At 54.4% G+C, this 22,368-nt stretch carries 25 protein-coding genes; 6 read left to right on the forward strand and 19 right to left on the reverse strand.

Annotated features, from left to right (window positions below):
* Nucleotide 1: 1 nt before the first annotated feature.
* The 4 genes from ACR0BU_RS13400 to ACR0BU_RS13415 all read right to left on the reverse strand — a co-directional run bounded on the left by ACR0BU_RS13400 (nucleotide 2) and on the right by ACR0BU_RS13415 (nucleotide 3,116).
* Entirely contained in the window at nucleotides 2–1,129 is a 1,128-nt protein-coding gene (locus ACR0BU_RS13400; RefSeq protein WP_480737823.1) for an efflux RND transporter periplasmic adaptor subunit, read from the reverse strand.
* 319 nt (nucleotides 1,130–1,448) lie between these two features.
* Nucleotides 1,449–2,156, reverse strand: coding sequence for a transporter substrate-binding domain-containing protein (locus tag ACR0BU_RS13405; protein WP_299083076.1), 708 nt, complete (start codon nucleotides 2,154–2,156; stop codon nucleotides 1,449–1,451).
* Between the two features lie 10 nt (nucleotides 2,157–2,166).
* Nucleotides 2,167–2,766: a short chain dehydrogenase gene (locus ACR0BU_RS13410; protein ID WP_480737824.1), complete on the reverse strand. Its 600-nt coding sequence runs from the start codon at nucleotides 2,764–2,766 to the stop codon at nucleotides 2,167–2,169.
* A complete protein-coding gene (locus ACR0BU_RS13415; RefSeq protein WP_298934628.1) occupies nucleotides 2,763–3,116 on the reverse strand; it encodes a MerR family transcriptional regulator in 354 nt (117 codons plus the stop codon). Before ACR0BU_RS13415 ends, ACR0BU_RS13410 begins: the two co-directional genes overlap by 4 nt.
* A gap of 491 nt (nucleotides 3,117–3,607) precedes the next feature.
* Here ACR0BU_RS13415 and ACR0BU_RS13420 point away from each other — a divergent pair, with 491 nt between their 5' ends.
* On the forward strand, nucleotides 3,608–4,642 hold the full coding sequence (locus ACR0BU_RS13420) for an AraC family transcriptional regulator (RefSeq protein WP_480737825.1): 1,035 nt from the start codon (nucleotides 3,608–3,610) through the stop codon (nucleotides 4,640–4,642).
* 330 nt (nucleotides 4,643–4,972) lie between these two features.
* Here the strand turns inward: ACR0BU_RS13420 and ACR0BU_RS13425 are convergent, their stop codons facing one another.
* The 5 genes from ACR0BU_RS13425 to ACR0BU_RS13445 form a co-directional block, all read right to left on the reverse strand.
* The gene (locus tag ACR0BU_RS13425; RefSeq protein WP_480737827.1) at nucleotides 4,973–5,572 is read right to left on the reverse strand and encodes a hypothetical protein; all 600 of its coding nucleotides are present in this window, start codon (nucleotides 5,570–5,572) and stop codon (nucleotides 4,973–4,975) included.
* A 12-nt stretch (nucleotides 5,573–5,584) separates the two neighbouring features.
* Entirely contained in the window at nucleotides 5,585–6,598 is a 1,014-nt protein-coding gene (locus ACR0BU_RS13430; protein ID WP_480737829.1) for an autotransporter domain-containing protein, read from the reverse strand.
* Nucleotides 6,599–7,065: 467 nt separating this feature from the next.
* Complete coding sequence (locus ACR0BU_RS13435; RefSeq protein WP_300074341.1) at nucleotides 7,066–7,464, reverse strand: hypothetical protein; 399 nt, start codon at nucleotides 7,462–7,464, stop codon at nucleotides 7,066–7,068.
* A gap of 378 nt (nucleotides 7,465–7,842) precedes the next feature.
* Nucleotides 7,843–8,094, reverse strand: a complete 252-nt coding sequence (locus ACR0BU_RS13440; protein ID WP_300074344.1) for a ParB N-terminal domain-containing protein — start codon at nucleotides 8,092–8,094, stop codon at nucleotides 7,843–7,845.
* Between the two features lie 397 nt (nucleotides 8,095–8,491).
* Nucleotides 8,492–9,982 (reverse strand): cytochrome-c peroxidase, encoded by a 1,491-nt coding sequence (locus ACR0BU_RS13445; protein WP_480737830.1) that lies wholly within the window; start codon nucleotides 9,980–9,982, stop codon nucleotides 8,492–8,494.
* A 54-nt stretch (nucleotides 9,983–10,036) separates the two neighbouring features.
* Between ACR0BU_RS13445 and ACR0BU_RS13450 the strand changes: the two genes are divergently transcribed.
* The gene (locus ACR0BU_RS13450) at nucleotides 10,037–10,225 is read left to right on the forward strand and encodes a hypothetical protein (RefSeq protein WP_480737831.1); all 189 of its coding nucleotides are present in this window, start codon (nucleotides 10,037–10,039) and stop codon (nucleotides 10,223–10,225) included.
* A gap of 95 nt (nucleotides 10,226–10,320) precedes the next feature.
* Here the strand turns inward: ACR0BU_RS13450 and ACR0BU_RS13455 are convergent, their stop codons facing one another.
* The 3 genes from ACR0BU_RS13455 to ACR0BU_RS13465 form a co-directional block, all read right to left on the reverse strand.
* On the reverse strand, nucleotides 10,321–10,929 hold the full coding sequence (locus ACR0BU_RS13455) for a GNAT family N-acetyltransferase (protein WP_298934636.1): 609 nt from the start codon (nucleotides 10,927–10,929) through the stop codon (nucleotides 10,321–10,323).
* Nucleotides 10,930–10,998: 69 nt separating this feature from the next.
* Nucleotides 10,999–11,676: a hypothetical protein gene (locus tag ACR0BU_RS13460; protein WP_480737833.1), complete on the reverse strand. Its 678-nt coding sequence runs from the start codon at nucleotides 11,674–11,676 to the stop codon at nucleotides 10,999–11,001.
* Between the two features lie 36 nt (nucleotides 11,677–11,712).
* Nucleotides 11,713–12,657, reverse strand: a complete 945-nt coding sequence (locus ACR0BU_RS13465; protein WP_480737834.1) for a homocysteine S-methyltransferase family protein — start codon at nucleotides 12,655–12,657, stop codon at nucleotides 11,713–11,715.
* A gap of 187 nt (nucleotides 12,658–12,844) precedes the next feature.
* Here ACR0BU_RS13465 and ACR0BU_RS13470 point away from each other — a divergent pair, with 187 nt between their 5' ends.
* Nucleotides 12,845–13,462, forward strand: a complete 618-nt coding sequence (locus tag ACR0BU_RS13470) for a TetR/AcrR family transcriptional regulator (RefSeq protein WP_480737836.1) — start codon at nucleotides 12,845–12,847, stop codon at nucleotides 13,460–13,462.
* A 105-nt stretch (nucleotides 13,463–13,567) separates the two neighbouring features.
* Nucleotides 13,568–13,786, forward strand: a complete 219-nt coding sequence (locus ACR0BU_RS13475; protein WP_480737837.1) for a hypothetical protein — start codon at nucleotides 13,568–13,570, stop codon at nucleotides 13,784–13,786.
* A gap of 307 nt (nucleotides 13,787–14,093) precedes the next feature.
* Here the strand turns inward: ACR0BU_RS13475 and ACR0BU_RS13480 are convergent, their stop codons facing one another.
* Nucleotides 14,094–14,987 carry an AraC family transcriptional regulator gene (locus ACR0BU_RS13480; protein WP_299083053.1) on the reverse strand — a complete coding sequence of 298 codons (894 nt, stop codon included), beginning with the start codon at nucleotides 14,985–14,987 and terminating at the stop codon, nucleotides 14,094–14,096.
* A gap of 169 nt (nucleotides 14,988–15,156) precedes the next feature.
* Here ACR0BU_RS13480 and ACR0BU_RS13485 point away from each other — a divergent pair, with 169 nt between their 5' ends.
* Nucleotides 15,157–16,104 (forward strand): SDR family oxidoreductase, encoded by a 948-nt coding sequence (locus tag ACR0BU_RS13485; protein WP_480737838.1) that lies wholly within the window; start codon nucleotides 15,157–15,159, stop codon nucleotides 16,102–16,104.
* A gap of 576 nt (nucleotides 16,105–16,680) precedes the next feature.
* On the forward strand, nucleotides 16,681–16,989 hold the full coding sequence (locus tag ACR0BU_RS13490; protein WP_480737959.1) for a DMT family transporter: 309 nt from the start codon (nucleotides 16,681–16,683) through the stop codon (nucleotides 16,987–16,989).
* Nucleotides 16,990–17,322: 333 nt separating this feature from the next.
* On the opposite strand, the gene ACR0BU_RS13495 is transcribed toward ACR0BU_RS13490, so the two are convergent.
* The 6 genes from ACR0BU_RS13495 to ACR0BU_RS13520 all read right to left on the reverse strand — a co-directional run bounded on the left by ACR0BU_RS13495 (nucleotide 17,323) and on the right by ACR0BU_RS13520 (nucleotide 22,225).
* Entirely contained in the window at nucleotides 17,323–18,810 is a 1,488-nt protein-coding gene (locus ACR0BU_RS13495; protein ID WP_480737840.1) for a cryptochrome/photolyase family protein, read from the reverse strand.
* 79 nt (nucleotides 18,811–18,889) lie between these two features.
* The gene (locus ACR0BU_RS13500; protein ID WP_299083172.1) at nucleotides 18,890–19,021 is read right to left on the reverse strand and encodes a DUF2256 domain-containing protein; all 132 of its coding nucleotides are present in this window, start codon (nucleotides 19,019–19,021) and stop codon (nucleotides 18,890–18,892) included.
* A gap of 2 nt (nucleotides 19,022–19,023) precedes the next feature.
* Nucleotides 19,024–20,538 (reverse strand): FAD-binding domain-containing protein, encoded by a 1,515-nt coding sequence (locus tag ACR0BU_RS13505; RefSeq protein ID WP_480737841.1) that lies wholly within the window; start codon nucleotides 20,536–20,538, stop codon nucleotides 19,024–19,026.
* A 105-nt stretch (nucleotides 20,539–20,643) separates the two neighbouring features.
* A complete protein-coding gene (locus ACR0BU_RS13510; protein WP_300072035.1) occupies nucleotides 20,644–21,096 on the reverse strand; it encodes a TspO/MBR family protein in 453 nt (150 codons plus the stop codon).
* Between the two features lie 42 nt (nucleotides 21,097–21,138).
* A complete protein-coding gene (locus ACR0BU_RS13515; protein WP_480737842.1) occupies nucleotides 21,139–21,642 on the reverse strand; it encodes an aggregation factor core in 504 nt (167 codons plus the stop codon).
* A gap of 307 nt (nucleotides 21,643–21,949) precedes the next feature.
* Nucleotides 21,950–22,225 (reverse strand): hypothetical protein, encoded by a 276-nt coding sequence (locus ACR0BU_RS13520; protein ID WP_298934648.1) that lies wholly within the window; start codon nucleotides 22,223–22,225, stop codon nucleotides 21,950–21,952.
* Nucleotides 22,226–22,368 lie beyond the last annotated feature (143 nt).

Here is a 22,368-nt window from a genome sequence, read left to right on the forward strand (position 1 = left end):
ATCAGTTTTCTGCGACTAGTGGCAGCTCGACCATCTCTGCGGTGACAACACTGCCTGGGCGGGCGCGAACTAGACCTTCGATCACAAGCGTCTCCGAACCATCCAAACCTTCGCGGACGACACGATAGCCATCTATCCTTGGCCCCGGCCGGATTTGCTTCGGGGTGACATTGCCTTGGGCATCCACTGTCATCACAAGCCTTCGATTTTGATCCGAAGCGATCGCCTCATCTGGGATCAAGATGCCCTCATAGGGAAGCGACCCCGGAACATTCACACGCCCGAACAAGCCAGGTGTCAAAAGCTCATCCGGGTTTGGCAGAACAGCGCGCACGCGCATGGTGCCCGTTTCATCATCAATTCGGTTCTCCGAGAAATCGAGGATTCCGACCTGAGGGGGTATGCTGCGGTCAGCAACCGTGACACGAACCTCAAGGCTGTCCGCACCTTCTTGCAAAACAGAACCCCGTGCACGCGCATCCCGCGCATACGCCAGGAAGTAACGTTCATCGATATCGAAATAGAAATAGATAGGGTCGGTGGAAACAATCGATGTTAACAAGGTGTCTTGGGCCGTTACGAGGTTCCCAGGGTCAATCCGGGCTTGGTCGATACGCCCAGACATTGGGGCACGGATCTCAGAATACTCCAAATCAAGCTCGGCGAGTTCCAGGGCAGCGCGCGCTTGTTCCAACGCGCCTTGTGCAGCGAGAAAGGCTTCGCGACGTTGGTCGACCACACTCTCCGCGATGTTTCCGTTCTTAATCAGAGTTTCGGCTCGTTCGAGCTGATCGGTTGTGAAGGCGCTTGTAGCTTCAGCAATGCTGATCTGCGCCCGGGCTTGTCGCAAAGCAGTGCGAAACTGACGCTGGTCGATCGTAAAAAGCAACTGACCCTCTTCAACGAGACTTCCGTCTTTGAAGTGCACCTGGTCAAGAAAACCGGAAACCCGCGCGCGAATATCTACATCAGCCGCAGCGCCAAAACGACCAACAAATTCATCATCTTCCACTATTGACTTCACAACCGGTTTTGCAACTGTGACGGGTGGAGGACCCTGCTGAGCCGTAAGAACGTCAGAGAGTGCGATCAAAAGGACAGTGGCGATGGGAAAAACTCTGTTGTTCATGTTTGTGCCCCCGAGATTGACGGTGAACTATGGTCAAATCTGCCGTCGAACACTCTAGAGCAGTTCAACATGTCGGGTCTAGTTCGTTTGATGTTAATGATCGGTTTGCTCAATCTTTGGGCTAATTCCAGCAGTAGATGACTAATTTGCCTGCGGTTGGTGGAGTATAGGTTTCGGCACATATTGGACATCCAACTGACCTTTAAGACACTGCGATTGCGCCCGCTTGACGGACATTCCCAGTAGGCAGCTACATCAAGTAGATGCACGTGTGTCCGACAACGCAACGATGGCAATATAGACTTCGCCTTTTGCCAGATCATACGAGACGTTTAATTTCATCGCCTGAAAATCCAAACTCTCTCATCAATTGTCGATGTTCTGATCCGCCAATAAACTGGTTGAGAACCTGGTTCACTCGGTCTCTGAGGTCAGTTGCCGTTCGTGCGAAACCAAAGCAGCCAAAGCCCGGTGGTTTCTCGCATGGTGGCACCTCAACCACATCGAGGTCTCGAACACATCGTTCCTGGAGGAAGCCCTCGTGGGCCCGGCAGACGCTGGCAAACGCAGTAACATGGCCATCTTGAACCGCCCTAGCCGCATCAGCGTAGGTTTCGAATTCAGGGATCTGTTCCGGTGGGACTCCAAGTTCGAGGGCGGTTTCATGTTGCAATTGGTCCCGTATGACCGCGAGTTTCAGATCACCGGCGGTGGCCACGCTAAGGTATCCGGTTATGCCGGTCGCATCCTCTGCCCGGACAAGCAATCCATCAGGCAAGACCCAGATTGGTCTGCTGAATAAAGCACGTTGCTTCCGCTCACGTGACGCGAATAAGCCCGTTGTCATCTGCCAGTCACCGCGTGCGAGGCCCGGCAGCAGCTCAGCGAACTCGGTCTCGATGAATTCCACGTTGCTGATGCAAAGTTGGTTAAAGACATACCGTGCAAGCGCGATGTCGCAGCCCGTTACTGCTCCGGTGTTGTCCAGATAGTTAAACGGTGGTTCAATAAGATATGCGACCTTCACTCTGAAACCCTCACTGAACAATCACGACCTGGCCAGTGATCGCGCCCTCAACGCATTTGGCAAAAGCCCGTCCGACGCGGTCCGACGAAACCCGTTCATGACCTGGAAATAGCGCACCGTAGCGCTGTTCAGAGACGTCAAGCAGACCCGGGCTGACCACGTTGATCCGCAAACCACGCGGCGTTTCGATCGCAGCACTTGTCGCGAACCCGGCCAAGGCACCATTTGCCAAGGCAGCACCAGTTCCCCAGACAACCGGATCACGATCCAGGACGCCACTGGTCAACGTGAACGACCCGTTGTCCGAAATCCGTCCCAAACCCGAAAGGACCAGGTTGATCTGTCCCATGACCTTATTCTCGAGACCCATTTTGAGAGACGCTTCCGTCTGCTCAGACAGCGACGCAAAGCACACGCTGCCCGCGGTTGAGACGAGTGCATCGAATACTCCGATCTCGTCATACATTGCTTCGATAGAGCCACTGTCGGAGATATCGACCTTCACGTCGCCCGTGCTACGGCCAACGGAAACGACGTCATGTCGCTGCGAAAGCTCTGCCAAGGCGGCCTGCCCCACATCGCCAGATGCACCAACGAGAACGATTTTCATCTCAGATACTCCTCATAGATTTCGAGCTTTCTTGAGAGAATTTCGTCACATCGATCAAGATCGTTGCGCCGCTTTGCCAAGAGTCCGGAATGATCAAGCAAGATATCCTTACGATCCGGGATGGTCTCATCCCCTTGCGCATAAAGCGCCGCGAACCGCTGCATCACTTTCATCGGCATACCTGTTTCGCGCAGCCAGTATAGCAGGGTCAGCCAATCAACATTCTCAGACGAAAAACGCCGTTGCCCGTCCGGCCCCCGTGCCACGTTGGGAACTAACCCCTCCGCTTCGTAGTAACGGATCGTATCTATCTTGAGCCCCGACCGAGACGCGGCCTCCGCGATGCGCATGACATTTTACTCCTTCGACAAGGCAGATACCGGCCTCGAGTAACTCAAGGTCAAGAAGTAATTTGCGAAAACACTCGTCGCCAGCCCATTCCTGCCGTTGGCCAATGGATCAAGATGCTGCGGTCGCAGCCCGCATTGCCGACATTCGCCGCGTATGCAAAATCTGAAGCCGCTCGAACTCATAAATCGCGAACAAAGCACGCTTTCGCTGAGCGTGTTCGAATGTCACCGATTGGAGCCAGCCGAAGTTGGTAGTGTCTGTTCTGCGCAACAGTCTTTGTGGACAAGGTGCTGGCGTTCGAACCCACCAAGAACCTGCACTTAACCAGTGAGAGCTATTTAGATTGCAGGCGTGAACAGCCGCATTCGCAACCCCTTCCGGTAACAACTAAACGATTGCTTGGCATCGCTTTTGTACCCTGTCTATTATCGCTCAGCACACAAAGCGCCTCAATTGAGCGGGCTGCTTCAATTTCGGGCGACATTTCTGCATGAATGAGAACAAAGTGAATTCTGATAGTAATTCTTGGAATGTTCCAGGTTTTGGTGTGCATCACATAGCCAAGCTTCTGGAAAACCGTGGTTCAGATGTTGTTGCGCTTCTGAGGTCTGCAAATCTACCCATCGATATTCACGAAGCTCCCCCGAATTTCATAGATGTTCGGAATGAGATCCGACTCCTGGAGCTAGCCACTGAAGAGACCGGCGATCCCCTATTTGCGATCTCGGCGGGAATGACCTTCAATCCCAGAAAAACAACACTTCTCAGCTATGTCGTTTTGAACTCTCCAACCGTTGGCGAGGCAATCGAAAAGGCTGTGACCTACGCGCGCCTGGCGCGGGGTTTTGCCAAACTGTCATTCTATGAGGAAGAACTTGGTATGTTTTTGGAAGTCGATTCTGCCGCCCAGCTGATGCGCTCTGATGGCGCTCATAATGAGTTCCGAATCTCTGCCTTTTTAACCAGTCTTCAAATCGCAGCCGAGACGCCCCTGCCAGTCCTAGAGATACGATTTCCGCATCAATTGAGCGAAGACAGGCAATCTCAAATCTCCGGTGCCTTGTCTGTCAATATCAAGCAAGGTCAAAGAGTTCCAGGTATCCTGTTTGACAAGGCTGTTATGAACGTTCCGATCAAAGATACGGACCCTGCATTGTTATTGCACCTTGAAAAACATGTGCAAACTTTGATGAAGGATTTACCGCCAGTCATCGGTGAAACAAGTTCTTTGGTGCAGGGCGAAATAACTTCGCGACTGTCTTTTAGTGCTCCAACACAAGATGATATCGCGAAGATGCTCGGGATGAGTATCAGTACACTTGGACGCAAACTTGCCAAAGAAGGCACAACCTACAAACAACTGCTAAAGGACATTCGGGCAAGGCTGGCAGAGCAGTATCTTGATGACCCCAAGCTGAGTCTGTCTGAGATCGCTTTTGCGCTCGGTTATTCTGATCAAGCTGCGTTTACCAATGCCTACAAGACCTGGACGGGCCAATCTCCGGGTAGTGTTCGAACCGTTTAGGGTGATCTCAGGATGTGCAGATCGGTTGACACTGAAAGCTCGGGCAAGAAAGCGGATGCTCATCAACTGAAACGCAGCCCAAAGCATCCGCTGTTAAAGTTTAAGACCAGGCATCAGTGCATGAATCACAGGGGTCGGAATTCGAAAACTCTGATGTCACCTGGAAGCCGGTGCCAGACAGTTTTTCGGTTTGTTGGTCGTATCCACCCGATGGGTGCGCCACGGACATTCCAGCACTGACGACAAGTGCGAACACAGTAGCGGATGTAATCATTACTTTTTTCATCGTTTGGTTCCTTTTTGGTTGAACATGTTGGGGTCGCGAAGACGTCAGTTCAGCGGGCAGCCGGGGGTGACGCTGCATTGTGCTCTGGCGTCATCGGCCGTGTTCTGAAATTCATTTTTAAACGATTCAGCGACAATCCCTGATCTGGGGAGATTGGCATAGAAATTGGCTGGATACGGATAGTTCACCATTGCAAGATTGAACCAAACCAGACCCAACCGATTTAGAAGGAAGTCGGAGTCTACCTTGGGGTATCCTTGGACAGGCGCTGACGAAAGAGCCGTGGGCTGCTCACCGACTGCAACATCAGCAGGCCTTTTTGTGGCTCGGTGGGTATAGGCCATCCCATCAGCGTGGTTACGTGCTTGCGAAACTGATGAGCGAATGTCACGCGCAAACCCACGTTGGCCGTGGTCGCGCAACGGGCCGGCGATGGACGTTCCAGCACTCAGAACAATGGCGAAGGCGGTGACGGATGTAATCAATGTCTTTTTCATTTCTTGGTCCCTTTCGGTTGAACACGTTTGAAACGCTGTATGTGCATTCAAATTGGCATTCAGCGGCTCAGATTTATTGCGATGGCAGGTCAAGGTTTTGAGAAAACTCATCAAAGGAACGCCCGAACCCGTTTCGTTTCGGGTCAAACGCCAAACGCCTCAGAACTGGATCTCTACACCGATGTTCCAGCTGAAGGTGTGGCTGTCCGAGTTGCTTCCCAATCCGGTTTCAGTAGTGATCTCACCATAGAGCCACGAGCGATCGGACAGGGCGAGATCGCCACCAATGCTGAGGGACGCAGTGTTCTGACCGCGCTCGGTGAACACTGTATTTTGCCCAAACACAACCGAAGTCGCGGTGTCGAACGTATGGTAGAAATCGACTTGACCATACAGTATCGAATTGTATGCAAAGGCACGTTCAGCGCGCAGTCCGACCCGAGCCATCAACGTATCACCTTCCACCAGGGATCCGATCCGACCGCCCCCGACGCGATCCTGAACATCGTCCATGTAAATATCGCTGTAAATGAGCTGCATTTGCGGGGTGAGAGTCCATTCGTTCAGCAACGTGAAGGGCTTACCAACTTCAACAGATACCTCATACCCACTGCCGTCGGCATCCACGGCGTCCCCGCCATTCGGACGTATCTCGCCGTTGAAATACCCATAACGAAGCTGCCCATCGATGTAAAATCGACTGTCCGCTACCCATAGCGCGCTCAGGGTTGCGTCGTAAGCGTCGGCCGAGATATTGGCGCTGGCCAAGCTGGTGCCGACGTCCGATGACAGGCTGCCGATGCCAAACTCCAATCCGCCAAACAGCTGTCCGCCCGCGACCTCACCGAAAGGCAAATTCGCGCCATATCGCAGACTGCCGCTGTTCGTCGTCATCTCGCCTTCACCGACATCATAGCTGTCGCGTTCACCTTCGGCCTCAACCCAGAACAATGGTCCTGCGGTTGTCGGCAAGTCAGTCAGCGCCTGGCTGACGGTGAAGGCTTTGGAACCGTTGCTTTGCGTCGCAGTGTGGTTGCGTGCTTGCGAAACAGATGAGCGAACATCCTGTGCATACCCGCGTTGGCCGAGGCCACGCGACGGGCCGGCCATGCAGATCCCAGCACTTGCAACAAGCGCGAACACTGTAGCGGATGCAACCATTGCCTTTTTCATCTTCTCGCGCCTTTCAGCTATGCGTGTTTGTCACGCTGTGTGTGCAATCAATTTGGCAATCTGCTGCTCAAATTGATTGCGCTGGCACGTCAAGGTTTTGAGAAAAAGCATCAAGTTCGCCCCGGTTCGCAGCATCTATTGCAGCAGGGCGGCCTCTGTCAGGCAAGCATTGGCGTCGCGAAAACCACCCTCCGAATACGCGTGACGGCAATGCTCACGGTCGGCTCGTAACCCCCAAAATGCAGGCCTCGGTATGTCTTTCACCACAACGGCAATGAACCATCCGTACCGACCAACTGGCTTAGACCATGGTTGATGTCAGTGCAGGCTGGCCCGAGAAAAACCCGCTGACCCATCGTCGTCGTGAGGTCAGTGCAGCCAGGACCCGGAGTTTTTATCCGGGGCCTGGCGGTTGATGGCGGCAGGTCACGTTTTCTTTGACAAGACCTGCCGTGATGAACACAGGTTTACCAGTAGTAGTTGAGGCGTGGGTATGGGGTCAGATCCGAACCCGACGACTTGCCAATGACCAATGTGTAGCTGCCGTCTTGCTGAATCGGGATCACGACCACATTGGGGGCTTGCGAGCCCCCGCTCGCGCCATATGCGCCAGTCTGCTGTGCCGAGGACTGGTTCTTTTGGCCCAGATTGTATTTTGACGTCGAATGGGTGCCAGAGCCGGTCATATAAGTGGTCTGGTGGGCCTTGGCTTTTTCACTGGCGTGGCCAATTGCTTGTGAGGCCGAAGCGTGGACTTTCTGCCCAAACCCACGCTGGCCTTGATCCCGCAACGGGCCGGCCATGGACATCCCTGCACTTGCGACAATCGCGAACACTGTGGCGGAGGCAATCAGTACTTTTTTCATCGTTTGGTTCCTTTTCAGCTAAGCGTGTCTGAAACGCTGTGTGTGCAATCAATTTGGCAAGCCGCAGCTCAGATTTATTGCGCTGACAGGTCAAGGTTTTGAGAAAAGTCATCACTTTAGCGCCGGTTCGCTTTGCGTTCGATAAGCGGGGTGGCCCCAGTTATGAGCTACCCCTAGAAATTCGAACACTGACGTAAGCTGATTGCTTAGACGCGGACACACTGCAAACAGCCGACATTGGGGCAAAATGCAGCATCAACAGAAAGGGTTCAGTCGTTGAATTCGCTGCGACGCAGTGCAGCTTCCGCAGAGCGGACTTTCACGATCAGCATATCAAGTGGTTATATTTTCCGAATGAAACCTGATATTTGGACACATTCAGTGCAACTGAGCGTGAACCAAATATCCTTCGACTTCATCTTCACCAATGGCGCGCAAGGCTTCTAGCCGGTGATATCCTTCGACAAGAATGTAACCGCCGCCTTTATCGGCGCGCAAACGGATGGGCGTGGTTTGGCCGTTTTCTAGTATATCGTAAGCAATGTCATCGACTTTGGTCGGGTCCAGAGTTTTCTTGCGTTTGACTGGAATGCGAACGTCAGCAATGGCAAATTTCTCTTTTACAGGCATGACGTCAACGTGCACCAGACCGCAACATTTAGGCAAGCACTCGAGCCATGACATCCACAGATTTCTAAACCATGTCTCATGGAGCCATTAGCTAACAGGCTACGTATAGTGGTCATGAGTTCGTAAATTGCCGAGATTTAATCAGGTAGAGGACGTCTTGGTGAACGGCCCAAATCCGACATCCGACACGTAGTCTCGATGCTGCTTTCGCAGCCTGTATAGCGGACATTGACCGCACCTAAGCGGTGTTCACGTTGTCAGATGACCACAGAGCGGACGCACTTGTCGTTTGTGGCAATCGAGTCAATGGTCACGATTGGCAATGCCTATCACTTGCACCATTGATCACGCGGTCGCTTCGTCCCTCACGAAAAGAATGATGTCTTCGAGTTCCATCTCAGTCTCTTGCTGCTGGCTGTGGCGGCAGACCGGAAGGTACTCGATTTGGGATCATCTCGCTTCGGTCCACGGCCGTCGGGTCCGTTAGTGCATGAAGAAACGCAACGAGTTCGTCGATTTCTTCGCAGGTGAGTTCGATAGGCGCAAGCCTGTTGGAGTCGACAATCCGTCGGCGCAATTGAGGGGAAGCCATCACCCATGTGTCCCGCAGGTCAAATGCATGGCGTCGAGCAACTTCCAACGGTTCAAAGCGAAACTGGGAGCCGCGCGCGGCAATGCGTTGGACGTGCTCAATAGGCGGAAGCGCGACATCAGAAGGGTTGAAGGCCGCGAAACTTGCAACCGGATTGAGATGGTGGCGCACCATGTCCTCCAAAGAACTGTAAGCGCCGCTGTGCCCCCACGGGCCTGTCAGTGCGACATTGCGTAAGGACGGCGTACGGAAGGCAAAGAGGTCTGAGGAATTCTCCGTTATGCGAAAGCGCCCTTCATCTTCTGCGCGGCTCGGTAAGCCAGTTGTCGCGAGATAGGTCATGTCGCCGCCATGCCCTTTGCCGGGCCCTATCTGCGGGACTGCAATAGCATGAAATTGATGATCGGTTAGCAAGGGGCCGCTGTGGCAGCTTGAACACCCTGCTGTCCCGAAGAAGAGACTCAGACCCTGTTGTGCTTTCGTTGGCAGCGCAGACAGATCACCCGTGCGCAAAACGGCATCAAAAGGACTTTCGTCTGATCGGAATGCTATTGTCTGAAAGGCTGCAAGGGCCTTTGCGATATGGCTGTAGGTGACGTCTTCAGTTGTCTTGATCTCTGCGAACGCGCCACGCAGCATGTCCAAAAATTCGGGCGTTGCGGCGACGCGGCCCGCCAGTATGCTCCAAATCTCGCGCCGGTCCTCATGTTGCGCGGCATTGGCAATCGGGTTCTCACCATGTTGACCAGCCATTTCGATCGGTGAGGTGACTGGAAAGAAAGCCTGTGCGGCCAACGGGTCGAAAATGTCAGTGGGTAAATCCGATCCGGCCGGGTTTCGGATCGCACCGGTAGCATCGTCGCGGTCCAGCGCTTCAACGCGCCCGTCATGAAATAGCGATACATAACTGCGTGCTCCGATGTTCCAGAGCGGTTGCGCATTGCGGGGTACCCGCCCGGTAATCGGGTCAACCGTTACGCGCTCCGGCCCCGCACCAACACCACCCTCTCCGATGCCAAGCGCCAGGCCGTCGCCTGATCCGAACGCAGGATCATGGCACGTGCCACAAGAGATGTTGCGGTTGCCGGACAGGATTGGATCGAAAAAGAGGTTGCGCCCAAGCTCGACGAGCGTTGGATCGGGCGCGCTGTCATAGAGAAAATCCTGGTCCGTCAAAGGTAGCGGCAAGGATATGCCGTCCTCGCTCGATTCATTGGAAGCATCGGCCAGAACTGCGGGCAACAAGCTACCAGAAAGTGCGGCAGCAATAATCAGGGTTGGAGGTCGAAAGTTCATTTTGCTTACTCAGTGAATTTTCAACGCGCTTGTGAAAAGAGCCAGATGCTGGCAATGGCGAGTCCAAACCACGCCAATTGCGGTAGCCATAGACGTTCTCCAAAGAACACCGCCCCAAGGACAGACAGCGCCTTCTCCGAGACCGTGCGCGAGCAGGCGGACATAGACCAGATTGCCAACCCCAAGCGTGAAAATGGCGAGAAGCAGGACATAGCCTACACCGGTGTCAGCGAACTGTTTTAGCGGTACGCTACCCAGTGTGAAACTGGCACCGGCAGCGGAGAGAACGCGCAGTAGGATGTCATGATTACATCTTTCGGAAAGGTCTGAACACCATGTCAGGCAGCAGGGCCTTCGAGGGGCTTCATCAGCAAGAGAACGTCGCCGGTGTAGTAGGGCGGGCTTGGGTGTAGGCGCACGGGGTTGCTTGCCACTCGCGAGTAGCCAAATCGTTCATAAAGCCGCATCGCGCCTGAGTTCTGTGCATAGACCTGAATACTTATCGTATTGAACCCATTGGCACGCGCTTTATGCTCTGCCGAAGCTAAAAGCAGTGATCCAAAGCCTTGGTTTTGCCCTTCGGCGAGTACAGCCAGCGCGTTGATGAACCAAGTGTTCACCGACAGCTTTTCGAGCGCAACAAAGGGGGCAATGGGTGCTGGCAGATCGTCAGGGTTCTCAGTTGGCGCTTCGGTAATTGGATAGCTCAGCACCATGCCGATCGGATATCCGTGAGACTCTGCAACCAGCGCATTAGTGTAGGAAAAGCCGCCGATTGTGCGCCTAGCGCGCTCAATACCGATTTCGAGCGGTGTTTGCCCTTCGACACAGGCGCGGGCCCAAAGCCAATTCGGGATGCCTTCCCCCGCGAGGTTGATAAGTTTGGCGAGGCTTTCCGCATCCGAAGCCTCTGCTTGCCGGATCAAAGGTGTGTTCTGCGTGTTCATCGTTCTTTCCTTATAGACTTTTGGGTGTCGGGTCGGGCAATGGTACCGCCCGACCATTTGCACCACGGGTCACGTTGACGGGACGATGCGCTCGCCAAAGATTGGACCGACCGGAGCACCGGAATCCCATTCCAGGTGGTCGTTTTCGTCGACCGGTATCGATTGATGGCTATTGCTGCGGAACGCAGCGTCCTGAGTATTTGATTGGTCAATAGCGGCCGCTTCGAAGATGTAAGTCGCGCTCAGTCCCCAGTAGTCGTTGAACCCCAGCGTTGTCTGGATCAGTCCGCCCTCGATGCCAGCAAACTCGCCGGTTGCCCCTGTAACCGGGCGCAAGTTTGGCTGACCGATATCGGCGATCTCGGCTCCTTGCGTTACGACGGTTGCACCATCGTTGAACGCGAAGGTCTGACGGCTGATGATCCAGGCGCCTGTGGTGGCGTTGCCACCCTCTCCGACGAAATATCCGTCGCACGTCCATGTCCCCAGAATGAGATCGGGGAAAGCGGGACTGCCATCTTCGAGGACACCCATGGTGCCGTCAGCCAAGGTGCCTTCGGGATAGATATAGCCTTGGCTGACAAAGGCGTTGCCATGCGCCGGCATGCCATTTTCATGCACAGGAGCAGCCGCCATATGAATGCGGGTGTGGTCTTCGGCCACGTCAAAGGCCATGGGGGCCTCGGCACGGACGAAGGTTGCCGAAGACAGCGCAATGGCGGTGGACGTGATGAATGTCTTGAACATAATAAGTCCTTTCAGGGAGGTTTGGTTGTTGAGAATTCAGGCTGCGGTCAGAGGGTGGTCATGACCCGCTATGCAGCGCACATGCCGGTGGTCGGTGCCGCAACATCCGCCAAGCACCCGGATGTTTGGAAGGCGCGAAAGAAGCTCCGCGTTGAGATTGCCAAATTCCACCGGATCGCCGTTGTCGAGGATCTCGGCTTCGTCGAGTTCGGCATGGCTTTGTCGTGATGCATTGGATCGGATCCCGCCAATGCGGAGGGCCCACGCAGCCGTGGTATCCAGCACCTCGCGGAAATGATCCGGGTGTGCGCAGTTGATCATGTAGTAGAGTGGCCCGCCATTTGTCGCGGCATCGACCTCTGCAATGGCTTCGCCAAGCGGTTGGCCGGACGGCAGGTGCCCATCGGTTTCCAATGTGAAGGCGACAACAATGGGCGTGTCGATTTCCTTCGCTGCCTGCACGATACCAACGGCTTCGTCCGCATGGGTGAGTGTCATGGCGCTGATCATGTCGACGCCGGCATTGCCAAGTGTATGTATCTGTGGCGCATGGATCAGCAGCGCTTCTTGCCGGGAAATCTGGGTATCCGGCGCGTAGGCATCTCCTGCCGGTCCGACGAGCCCGTTGATAAGGATAGGGCAGCTTTCGGTCTCTTGCTGCGCCCGAAGTTTGGACACGAAGGACACAGCCCGTTGATTGGTCTCCATCACGTCTTTGAGCGTCTGACCAAGCGGTCCCGCCCAAGCCGTGCCCGCGCGCCAGGTCGGCGCATCAAGGATGAAACCGCGACTGGAAGACTTCGCGATTCCAATGAACCGCTCGAAATATGCCCGCAGATCAGCGCGGCCCTGATCGGTCTCCAACAAAACCGCTGCCGAGAAGCATGGCAGGTCATAGCCTTTGTCGAAGATCAGGAATGTCTCTAGTCCTCCGTCAGAGAGGAAGAAGCGCCGGGCCTCCTTAAGTGTCTGAATACGCATCGAAGCTCTCCTGGTGCGTTGATGAGAAGGGGATACTTCTTCTAACGGGTCAGCTGATAGTTGCCGCGTGGTCTGGTTGTGTCACTTCCGTTTTTGCTGTAATTTCAGGGGGTAAACCGAAACTCGACGGCCGCGCCACCTGCCAACGTATAGTCAACTGGACTCGCGGTACACTGGGAGACCGACAGTGGATCAAAAAGTTGATACGCGAAGCCGAATCCTCGATATCGCCGAGGCGGCTGTTTTGGACAAAGGGTTTGAAGCAACCTCAATCGAGGAGATAGTTGCGGGAGCAGAGATTTCGCGCGGTGGATTTTTCTATCACTTCAAGGACAAAAACGCTTTGGCCCGCGCGATGCTGGAACGGTACATCGAAAAAGAAGAAGCGCTTTATGATGACTTGTTCGCTCGGGCACGAGAGCTGAACGATGATCCGCTACACTGTATGTTGATCGGATTGAAACTGTTGGCTGAAATGCTTGAGGAAATGCCGACCGGTCACCCCGGATGCGTGATCGCCTCCACAGCGTATCAAGACAGGCTCTTCGATGAAGGCGTCCGCGACCTTAACCGCCAGGCTATCTTAGGGTGGCGGAAGCGCTTTCGCGGTATGTTTGAAGAGATCGCTACTGTGTATGAGCCCCGGGAACTCGTCAATATGGATGCCTTGGGAGACATGGTGTCAGGGGTCGTCGAGGGCGGCCTAGTGCTTCAGCGCGCTCTTCGAGAACACAACAATGCGTCCGAACAGATCATGCTGTTCAGGACGTATCTGAAACTTCTGTTTGCCCCAAAGCCCTCTTGACCATTGCCGACGAAAACGATCGGCTAACCAAAGCCGACATTCCTTCGGATTACAGCATTTGCAGATATGGGCTCCTTCCGGACGTCGAATGCAACGCACCATCTCGTGATATGGCGATCTGTCAACGCCGGGTTGTTGTCGTGGAAGGGCATGGCGGATCGGACGACCAGTCATGGAAACACCGAACTTACCTACCATTCGCGCGCTTCGACCAACCTGGAACACGGGCAGGATCGTAGGTCAGAAGCGACAATTGAAACCAAAGCACGTCTGGGCAAAGGGTCTGTGTTGGCGCTGCTCGAATTTACAGTAATCGCTGCGTAGTCCGAGAGCTAACATTCGTTAAAGACGCAGCATCTGAAACTTCGGGCTCTAATCAGTCATCTGGTAGTTTCTGCAGGTCATCGGGTAAGTTCAGGAGGCATCAATGTCTGCCTCGGGCTCACTGCGGTCATCGGAAAAAGCGCAGCATCTTGCTGGCAGGCCTACCTGGCTCGGATGGGAACGGCCCATTGCCGCCGTTGACCATGTCATCTCTATGCTGCGGTTGCAGCCCGCATAGCAGACGTTCACCGTCGGCGCGAAATCTGTTGCAGGGCGAACTCACAGAATGCGCAGACATCGCCACCGATCATGCACTTCCAATCGCAACCTGATGGCCGCTGCTCCACTGCCGTGGTGACTGCCCATACATACGCTTGAACTCTCTACTGAATTGAGACGGGCTTACATACCCCACGTCGATTGCCGCTTCGTTCACGGTCATGCCCGCTGCAATCTTCATGGCAGCGTTGTTGAGGCGCATTGACTTCACAAATTGGATCGGGGCCATTGTTGTGACCTGTTTGAACTTGCGATGAAACACGGCGCGGCTCATGCCCGCACGGGACGCCATGTCATCAATCGAAATGGGCGCATCCAAATGAGATGACACATGCGCGATGGATCGCGCAATGGCGTTACCGGCACCAAAAGCCTGCCGAGCAAACTTGCCCGCCTCGCCTTGAAGGATCGCATAGTAGAGTTCCCGCAACCTGGCGTCCCCAAGAACTGCCGCGTCCATTGGATTTGCCTCAAGCATCAACAACCTCAGCAGCGCATCGGAGAAACCTTCATCCCACTTTGCCAGTCTGATCCCCTGCGCGCGCAAGCCACCTTTGACTGTAGGGAGTGCGCCGCCCACATTTTCCATCTCTAGCGCCAGCTCCGTCATGACCCGCTGGCTCAACGAAATGAAAACACCATAGAGTGGGTCATCAATTGATGCAGCAGGCGTCCCGGCTTTCACTGGCATCGACATTGGGCAGCACAAGTATTGGCTGTCGTCGTAGATGTATCTGTGGCCATCCAGAACGGCCTCCTTAGAACCGCTGACGATGGCAACGACACTGGGCTCATACACCGCCGGAACACAAGGGATTGCTTCTGTCGCCCGAAACAAGCGCACGCCCTGAATGCCGGTTTCCGTCAAACCCTCTTGATCAGTGCGGCGCTCGATAAGTTGTTTGATACGTTCTTTGCACATGTGGCTAATCTAGTTCGGCAGAACCCACACTGACAACCCAAATGATACAATCAGGCAAGTATTCGCGACGATCCAGCCTATTTTTGAGAGTCGGTGAGAGATACGTATATTTTTAAGACACCAACATGCGCCGCGCAACTACCGTACCGGCGCTGTAAGGAGAGACACCATGGCAGATACAACATTTGGACCGAGAGGTTGGACGCCAGAGCGCCTCGGATCACTCGCAGCCAAAACCTACGTAATAACCGGTGCCAACGCAGGTGCTGGTTTCCAGGCCGCGCGCACCTTTCTGTCAAAACGCGCAAAGGTGGTGATGCTGAACCGCAGCGCAGACAAATCAACCACCGCTGTCAAGGAACTGAAAACAGAGTTTGGCGCAAATGCTGATGTAAGTTTTGTGCGTATGGATCTGTCTGATCTTACAAGCGTGCGCGCTGCGGCAGAAGAGGTGATCAAAACTATTCCGCAAATCGACGCGCTGATCTGCAACGCAGCTATCGCACAAGTGCCAACACAGAAATTGACCGTTGATGGTTTCGAAAGCCAGCTTGGTACGAACCACTACGGTCATTTCATGCTTTGTGGGATGTTGTTTGACAGGATCGAAGCCAGTAAAGGCCGCATCGTAGTTGTCGCCAGCCTGGGCTACAACTTGGGGATCAAAACCATCCAGTTTGACGACATGAATTGGGACAAGAACTACAGCGCCAACCCTGTTTACAGCCAGAGTAAGCTGGCACAGATGATGTTTGCCTATGAGTTGCAGGATCGCCTTGAGGGAACAGGCAAGGGTGTCCAGGTCTACGTTTGCCACCCCGGCGCCTCCGCGACATCATTGATCAGCACGAGTGGCGGTGTCCTGACGCGGATGGCGTGGTGGCTTATGAGTAAGACGCCGCTGGTTCAAACCGCCGAGAAAGGTGCTTACCCAGAAATTATGTGCGCGACCGAGGACGGGTTGGAACAGCGTGCGCTCTATGGCCCCACGGGGTTGATGCAAACGGGCGGACCGGTTGGGAAAGGCACGCTAAATCCTCATGCTTATGATAAGACGGTCATGGCAAAGCTCTGGAATGTGTCGGAAGAGGCGACGGGGTTCAGCTGGGCCTTCTGATTGCCTCACCGATGCGTTGTGCTTAGCAGTGCTCGCAGCCACGGACATTTATCCATCTCGCAGCGTCCGGATCAGCCCCGAAGTATCGATCATAAAGGGCGGCCCGATGCCGCCTTTGGCCGATGAATCTATATACTGCGAGCGCAGCCCGCATGCCCAACAATCGCTGCCCCGGAAATGCTATCGATCTAGCGAATTGGCACGTTGCGGACAGAACTACGGGTCGCTGCACGGCGCAATCCGATAGCCGACTTAACTATGTTCTTTGTCCACTGAGCCACGGCCCTTGCAGCGGTAGGTGATCTATGGCCCAAGGTCGCGATATCGCTAAGCGGTAAACACTTGCGGCAAAAGACGTGTCTAGATCAGTGTGTGATTACATCCGGCACTGCGCCACGATCGGAGCATCGCAAACAACGTACTGTTGGGGGGACAGTCCATAACACCGCAAAACCTATCACTCAGATTTGCGCTCGGCGCCATTGTAGCAATTTACTTTCCGATGATTTCTAAGTCTGCTCAGATCCTGGGCTCGGCACCTCTGGCAAACCTACCGTTCTTCGCAATAGCCTTTGTATCCTCCGTGATTATCGCGTTTTCCTCGGGCAGCCGACTAGCGGATTTCGGGAAGTTCACGCAAATCCCCCGGTTCTTCTGATCGCGGGCGTAATGAGCGCTGGGTTGATCATCGGATCGTCCGTCCTGATCCCGAGAATTGGATTGGGCGCGTTCGTCGTGCTGGTTGTGACGGGCCAGATCCTCGCGGGTCTAGCATTTGGACAGATCGGGGTTTTCGGGATAGTGCCACAACAACTGACTTTCGCTAAGATCGCTGGCGCGGTGATGATGGTAGCGGGGGTATATTTTGTCAGCATGGTTGGGTGACGGGCCAAAGATCACTCTTAGAACCCTAATGCGTCGGCAGGTGCACTTAAGCCGCGTCGTGATGGTCAGTTCACTTATGCGATCTGGACGCTTCGGTGTCATTCGCTACGGGTGAACACCGGTTCGTCCATGGGGAAACCGCTCCGAATATCGGAGGCAGCGCAATCAATGTCTTATCATGTGTTCGCCGATCCACGACGGCCCAAAGCCGCGGTTCGCTCAGTCAATGGTCTCTGCAGCGCTGCATTCTCCAAAGCGGACATTGTTAGTCGCCCCCTTAAGTTCCCTCTAGTGGCGAAAACTTCAAATTGGGCGCAAAGCAAGCATTCAGAGCTACTGACCCAAAAACGCGTTGGCCGCATTCAGGTGCTTCTCTTTTGTACCCGGATCCATCCGCGCAGCTGTTCTGCACATCATTGACCAGCGCGGGTTTCGGGCAAGGTCATTCTGGTGCTTAAAGATAAATCGCCAATACAACCCGTCCCAGACCTCCGCCCAAGGCCCATTACCCCAATGGCTCATCTTCCGGACGTAATTTGAGCCGGAAAAATAGGGTTTAGTGGTGATAAGCCCGCCGTCGGCATTTTGGCTCATGGCATAGACGTTGGGGACCATGACCCAATCATAGCTGTCCACGAACATCTCCATGAACCAGCGATAGACCTCTTCCGGGTCAATCTCGCAAAGAAACATGAAGCCGCCCAAGACCATCAGGCGCTCGATATGGTGGCAATAGCCGGTTTTCAGAATGCGTCGGATCGTATCGTCGATCGGGTCGATACCGGTTGTGCCGGTATAGAAAGATGCCGGCATTCTGCGGCGGTGGCCCCAGTGATTGGAGGTGCGCATCTGTACGCCGAGGTCTTCATATGTCGCACGCATGAACTCGCGCCAGCCAATGATCTGGCGGACAAAGCCTTCGACCGAGTTGAGAGGGATATCTCGGTCCTGCGCATACGAAAGTGTCTCCGCAATTACTTGCGTTGGCGTCAACAGGCCGACATTCAGGGCGGGTGTCAGAACAGCGTGCCAAAGCCAGCTTTCCCCTTCGACGATGGCATCCTCAAAATCACCGAAACGGTCAAAGCGCCGTTCCAGGAATTGCTGCAACCACTCCCCAGCCGCTTTGTGAGACGTCGGGTAATAAAACTCGTCCAGCGCTCCCAACGCGTCTGGAAACTCTTCGCGTACTTGCTCTTGTGCCGCGCGGTCAATCGCGTCTGGCATTGGCCAATCAACCCAAGGCAGGCTGTTTAGCAAAGCTTTGGGAACCTTTTTGCGGTTGTCCTCGTCAAAGCTCCACCGGCCACCAACCGGTTGGTCATCATTCATCAACACATCCAGGCGGCGGCGTTGGCTTTTGTAGAATTCGGCCATGAACCACCGTTTTCGACCCCTCATCCATGCTGTGTTATCGGCACGCGCGTTCAGAAAGCCGGGGGATGGGCGTATGTCTAACGTAACGCCCACAACGCTCGCGGCCTTTTCCAACCGCCTTTGCGCGATGAAATCAACAGGGTCTGCCATCACCACGCGTTCAATCCCGTCGCTGGCGAGCAGCCGAAACATACGCAGGCACGCATCCTTTCGCATTTCATAGGGATAAATCTCGGCATTGATGCCCTTGGCGATCAAATCCTGATGGTATCGCGCCATGCTAGCGCGATGGAGCCCGAGCTTTTGTCTGTGCATCCGCATCGGATATTGGGCATCGCCAAAAAACAGCGGGTCCTCAAACAAAGCCACCCGGTCCGGAGGCTCTGCCAAACCAGGATGCTCGGCGAAAAGCTGATTGGGCAGTAGGATTGTGGCTGAGGGCATGGTTAGGCTCGCACGTTCACTTAAGTATCAGGCCGACTAAGGCCTTCGTTTTTCGAAGATTGGCCAGGAGACATGCCACTCATGAGCGCCGCCGGCACCGATCCGAGCAATAGCGCACCTCATCCCAAACCTTCGCCCACTTCTTGCGCCACGCGAAGGGGCGCCCGCACGTAGAGCAGGTTTTCTGCAGCAGTTGGGATTTTCTACGCATTTTCATGGGGCATCTCCGAAAGGAAGGCTCAATTGAGCCGAAGGTGTTTTGGTCGACCTCCGTACTCGCTTTTGACGCGAAGTCTTGCGGCTGGCGTGTTTGGCCAAGATCGCCTGCGCTTCTGCGCGGAATTCGGGGGCCCGGCGCACTGCCCAAACACGTTCGCGCGCGGCTTTCGCTGCGGCGAGATGGTCGAAAAGACGGGTTGGATAGTGACGGTCGATCACGCCTGATACCGCCTCGGCCTTCCAGGGTTCATGGATGTACTGGTCGGGAATGCTGGCCAGTTCCGGCAGCCACTTTCGGATGAAGGTACCACTCGGGTCCTGATCATAGCCTTGTTTGACAGGGTTGTAGATACGTACTGAATTAATACCCGTCGTACCCGATTGCATCTGGACCTGGCTCCAGTGAATGCCGGGTTCATAGTCGGTGAACATACGCGCCAGATGCAGCCCCGGTGTGCGCCAATCCATCCACAGGTGATAGCTGGCGGTGGCCATGACCATAGCCCGCATCCGAAAATTGAGCCATCCCGTCGCGCGCAGGGACCGCATGCAGGCATCGAGAAACGGATACCCTGTTTCGCCGTCGCTCCAGGCGTGCAAAAGCTCGGCGCTCGGGGTCTTGGGGCGCAGGCCGTCATACAGCCTATGCAAATTCTCGAACTCGATCCGAGGGTCGTCTTCGAGCTTTTGGATAAAGTGGCAATGCCAGTGCAGCCGACCGGAAAACGAGCGTAAAGACCTTTGCCAGTTTTGTGCCCCGCGGGGCAGCGTCCTGCGACGCCTGTCGCAGGCTTGTGCCACTTCACGCATCGAAACGGCACCCCACGCAAGGTACGGAGACAGCCGTGAACACGCCTGTGCGCCTTCTTCGGGGCTGGACATTGCACGCTGGTAGCGTTCCCCACGATCGTTCAGAAAACTCGAAAGGCGCTCCAACCCTGCCCGTCTGCCGCCAGGCTGACGATGCGGGCAAGGATCGTGGGAAAGCTCAAGATCTCGTGCTGTCGGGATATGCCTGGGTTCCAGATTGATAGGCTGCAAAACTGGCGGCTGGCTTATAGGTTCAGCCATGATGCTGTCCCAACGCGCAGCCCATCCATCCCGCGAACCAAGCCTGCGCGAAACGCCGTGGTTTTGCACCTGGGTCCAAGGCACCCCCTGTTCGCGACACCAAGCGGCGACTTGCAGATCGCGCTGATATGTCCAATCGTTTCCAGTCTCTTCATGAGACCAAAGCGCTTGCAGAAATCCGCTCTGTCTCAAGTCTTCAAGAACGTCGACAATAGGCCCAATACGCACGATCAAAGGTTGCCCAAGCCGGGCAAGATCGGCTCTTAACTCACCAAGTGTTTCTGAAACAAAGCCCCAGTGCCGGGCGGATGCATCCGGTTGTTGCCAAAGCTCTGGTTCGACGACGTAGATCGGCAATGCGGGCCCCTGCAGCGCGGCCCGAGCAAGCGCCCGATGATCTTGCACACGTAGGTCGCGTTTGAACCAGACGACTTGCAATTGTTGTATCCTCGCGTCTTGATTGGATGAAGTGGGACGACGTAGATCTCTTCGTGCTGCGGTCCAGATGAACACGTTTGGTTGCGCAAGAAGGCGTCCTCGGCCTCAGTTCAGTATCGAAATCGATAAGTTCAGGGTGGATGCAAAGGTCACCCAAGCCAGATAGGGCAGGAAAGCAAACGTCGCCACCCGATCCGACGCGCTCACGTTGCGGATAAACGCGATAATGACACTCAACAGCGCAAGAATGATCAAAAGGGCGACCCAAGGCAGCTGCAACACAAAGAAAACCGGGGACCAGAGGAAATTCAGTCCCAATTGTGCCCACCAAAGCCTCATTGCAACCGAGCGTTTGTCCACCTCGAACTGCCGCCAGCCAATCCATGCAATCAGGACGTAAAGCACAGACCAGACCGGCCCGAAGATCCAATTGGGCGGGTTGAAAATCGGTTTTGCAAGGTTAGCGTACCACTCACCTGGCGCTGTCATTAGACCAATTAGGATACCTCCGCCAAGCACGAGCACCAGAAAGCCAAAGCGTATCGACAGTTTTGTCATTTCTAACGCCCCATACTTGCAACGCAGCTACACGGTTGATCGTCAGCAGTCTGGAATTGTTACCATTGTCTGGGCTTCAGAAGAAAAAACCGCTGTACTGCTTTGACCATCTTTCTCATAGAACACCTGTGCACCAACGATCTCTGTGCCGCTTACAGTGATCTCGCGTTGACCGATCGTATCATCAACATCGATGGTAAAGGCTATGCTGTCGCCAACCTTGAGCGACACGATCTGAAGCTCAACCGAGGTTTGCCCATCCACAACCGACGGCAGTTCCCGTAAGGAGTCTGCTCCGTCGATGAGCTCAAATGGCTGGAACACCTCAACACCTGCTCCGGTGCCGGAGACGTCAAAGATCAAACGACCCGAAGAGCCTGCAAGATCAAGGCTCAGGATCGAGGCTTCGAGGTCGCAACTTCCCAGATTTTTGAAGACAAACTGATCCTTTGGCGCACCTTCTATGAACCGCACCTGAATCCCGGCCTGAAGCGGACCAGCTACAACAAAGCCAATTGCTGTTGCAAGTATGAATAAACGAAGCACGGCGACCTCCTAGAAACACCTGACACTTAGTGTACGTTTCAAGCAGGGTTTGGATTAGTTTTTGCGATTGTCAGAACATTACAGCAGCCTGGAATTCTCCATGAGCTGAAAAACCTGGATGATTGTTTGCGGCTCTTTTGACCTTCAGAAATCTGAGCCTGATACTACCAGCTCAATAGCCAGCTGGCCATTGCCTTGGATTAAGTCGCTGCTTCTTCTTCGTGTTTGGCTGGCTTGTTTGTTCCATTATATAGAAACGACCCAAACCGGACTCTGAGCCCGTTGGATTGCGAATATGATTAATGGCTCAACCACCCGCACTAGAAGCTTCGGCCACCCCTTCCAGTGCATCACCAGCCGCATCTATTTCCTGGAGTTTCTGTTGATTGTCACAGGCCTTTTGATCCCCATCGAAACAATCAAGTTCCAGTTGTTGTCGATACAAATCGTCTTGACCTTGCCGCTGAAGATCTTGAAGCTGTTGTTGTGTTTGCACTTGCTGTTTTGCTTCTTCTGGAGTGGGAGGAGGAACATCACAGGCCGCAAGGAATGCCAAGGTGACTGCAGAGTATTTGAGTTGCATAGGAGCCTCGTGTATTCAGCGAATGTAAGCCCTGAATTCTATAGCGATGATTGCATCCCGACAATAAACTTCGACTAGAAGTTGTTTTGAGCACTTCTAAAGACTATTGCGGCACATTTTTTGGCTAAACTCCATGCCCATCA

It is taken from the genome of Ruegeria sp. CK2 (assembly GCF_056536585.1).

Bases quoted from the DNA above. Each gene is read 5' to 3' on its own strand.
- ACR0BU_RS13465 (WP_480737834.1), bottom strand. From the start codon at position 12,657: ATGCGTATTCAGACACTTAAGGAGGCCCGGCGCTTCTTCCTCTCTGAC.
- ACR0BU_RS13400 (WP_480737823.1), bottom strand. From the start codon at position 1,129: ATGAACAACAGAGTTTTTCCCATCGCCACTGTCCTTTTGATCGCACTC.
- ACR0BU_RS13410 (WP_480737824.1), bottom strand. From the start codon at position 2,766: ATGAAAATCGTTCTCGTTGGTGCATCTGGCGATGTGGGGCAGGCCGCC.
- ACR0BU_RS13520 (WP_298934648.1), bottom strand. From the start codon at position 22,225: ATGCAACTCAAATACTCTGCAGTCACCTTGGCATTCCTTGCGGCCTGT.
- ACR0BU_RS13445 (WP_480737830.1), bottom strand. From the start codon at position 9,982: ATGAACTTTCGACCTCCAACCCTGATTATTGCTGCCGCACTTTCTGGT.
- ACR0BU_RS13450 (WP_480737831.1), top strand. From the start codon at position 10,037: ATGGCGAGTCCAAACCACGCCAATTGCGGTAGCCATAGACGTTCTCCA.
- ACR0BU_RS13510 (WP_300072035.1), bottom strand. From the start codon at position 21,096: ATGACAAAACTGTCGATACGCTTTGGCTTTCTGGTGCTCGTGCTTGGC.
- ACR0BU_RS13460 (WP_480737833.1), bottom strand. From the start codon at position 11,676: ATGTTCAAGACATTCATCACGTCCACCGCCATTGCGCTGTCTTCGGCA.
- ACR0BU_RS13415 (WP_298934628.1), bottom strand. From the start codon at position 3,116: ATGCGCATCGCGGAGGCCGCGTCTCGGTCGGGGCTCAAGATAGATACG.
- ACR0BU_RS13495 (WP_480737840.1), bottom strand. From the start codon at position 18,810: ATGCCCTCAGCCACAATCCTACTGCCCAATCAGCTTTTCGCCGAGCAT.
- ACR0BU_RS13485 (WP_480737838.1), top strand. From the start codon at position 15,157: ATGGCAGATACAACATTTGGACCGAGAGGTTGGACGCCAGAGCGCCTC.
- ACR0BU_RS13480 (WP_299083053.1), bottom strand. From the start codon at position 14,987: ATGTGCAAAGAACGTATCAAACAACTTATCGAGCGCCGCACTGATCAA.
- ACR0BU_RS13440 (WP_300074344.1), bottom strand. From the start codon at position 8,094: ATGCCTGTAAAAGAGAAATTTGCCATTGCTGACGTTCGCATTCCAGTC.
- ACR0BU_RS13430 (WP_480737829.1), bottom strand. From the start codon at position 6,598: ATGAAAAAGGCAATGGTTGCATCCGCTACAGTGTTCGCGCTTGTTGCA.
- ACR0BU_RS13420 (WP_480737825.1), top strand. From the start codon at position 3,608: ATGAATGAGAACAAAGTGAATTCTGATAGTAATTCTTGGAATGTTCCA.
- ACR0BU_RS13455 (WP_298934636.1), bottom strand. From the start codon at position 10,929: ATGAACACGCAGAACACACCTTTGATCCGGCAAGCAGAGGCTTCGGAT.
- ACR0BU_RS13435 (WP_300074341.1), bottom strand. From the start codon at position 7,464: ATGAAAAAAGTACTGATTGCCTCCGCCACAGTGTTCGCGATTGTCGCA.
- ACR0BU_RS13500 (WP_299083172.1), bottom strand. From the start codon at position 19,021: ATGCGTAGAAAATCCCAACTGCTGCAGAAAACCTGCTCTACGTGCGGG.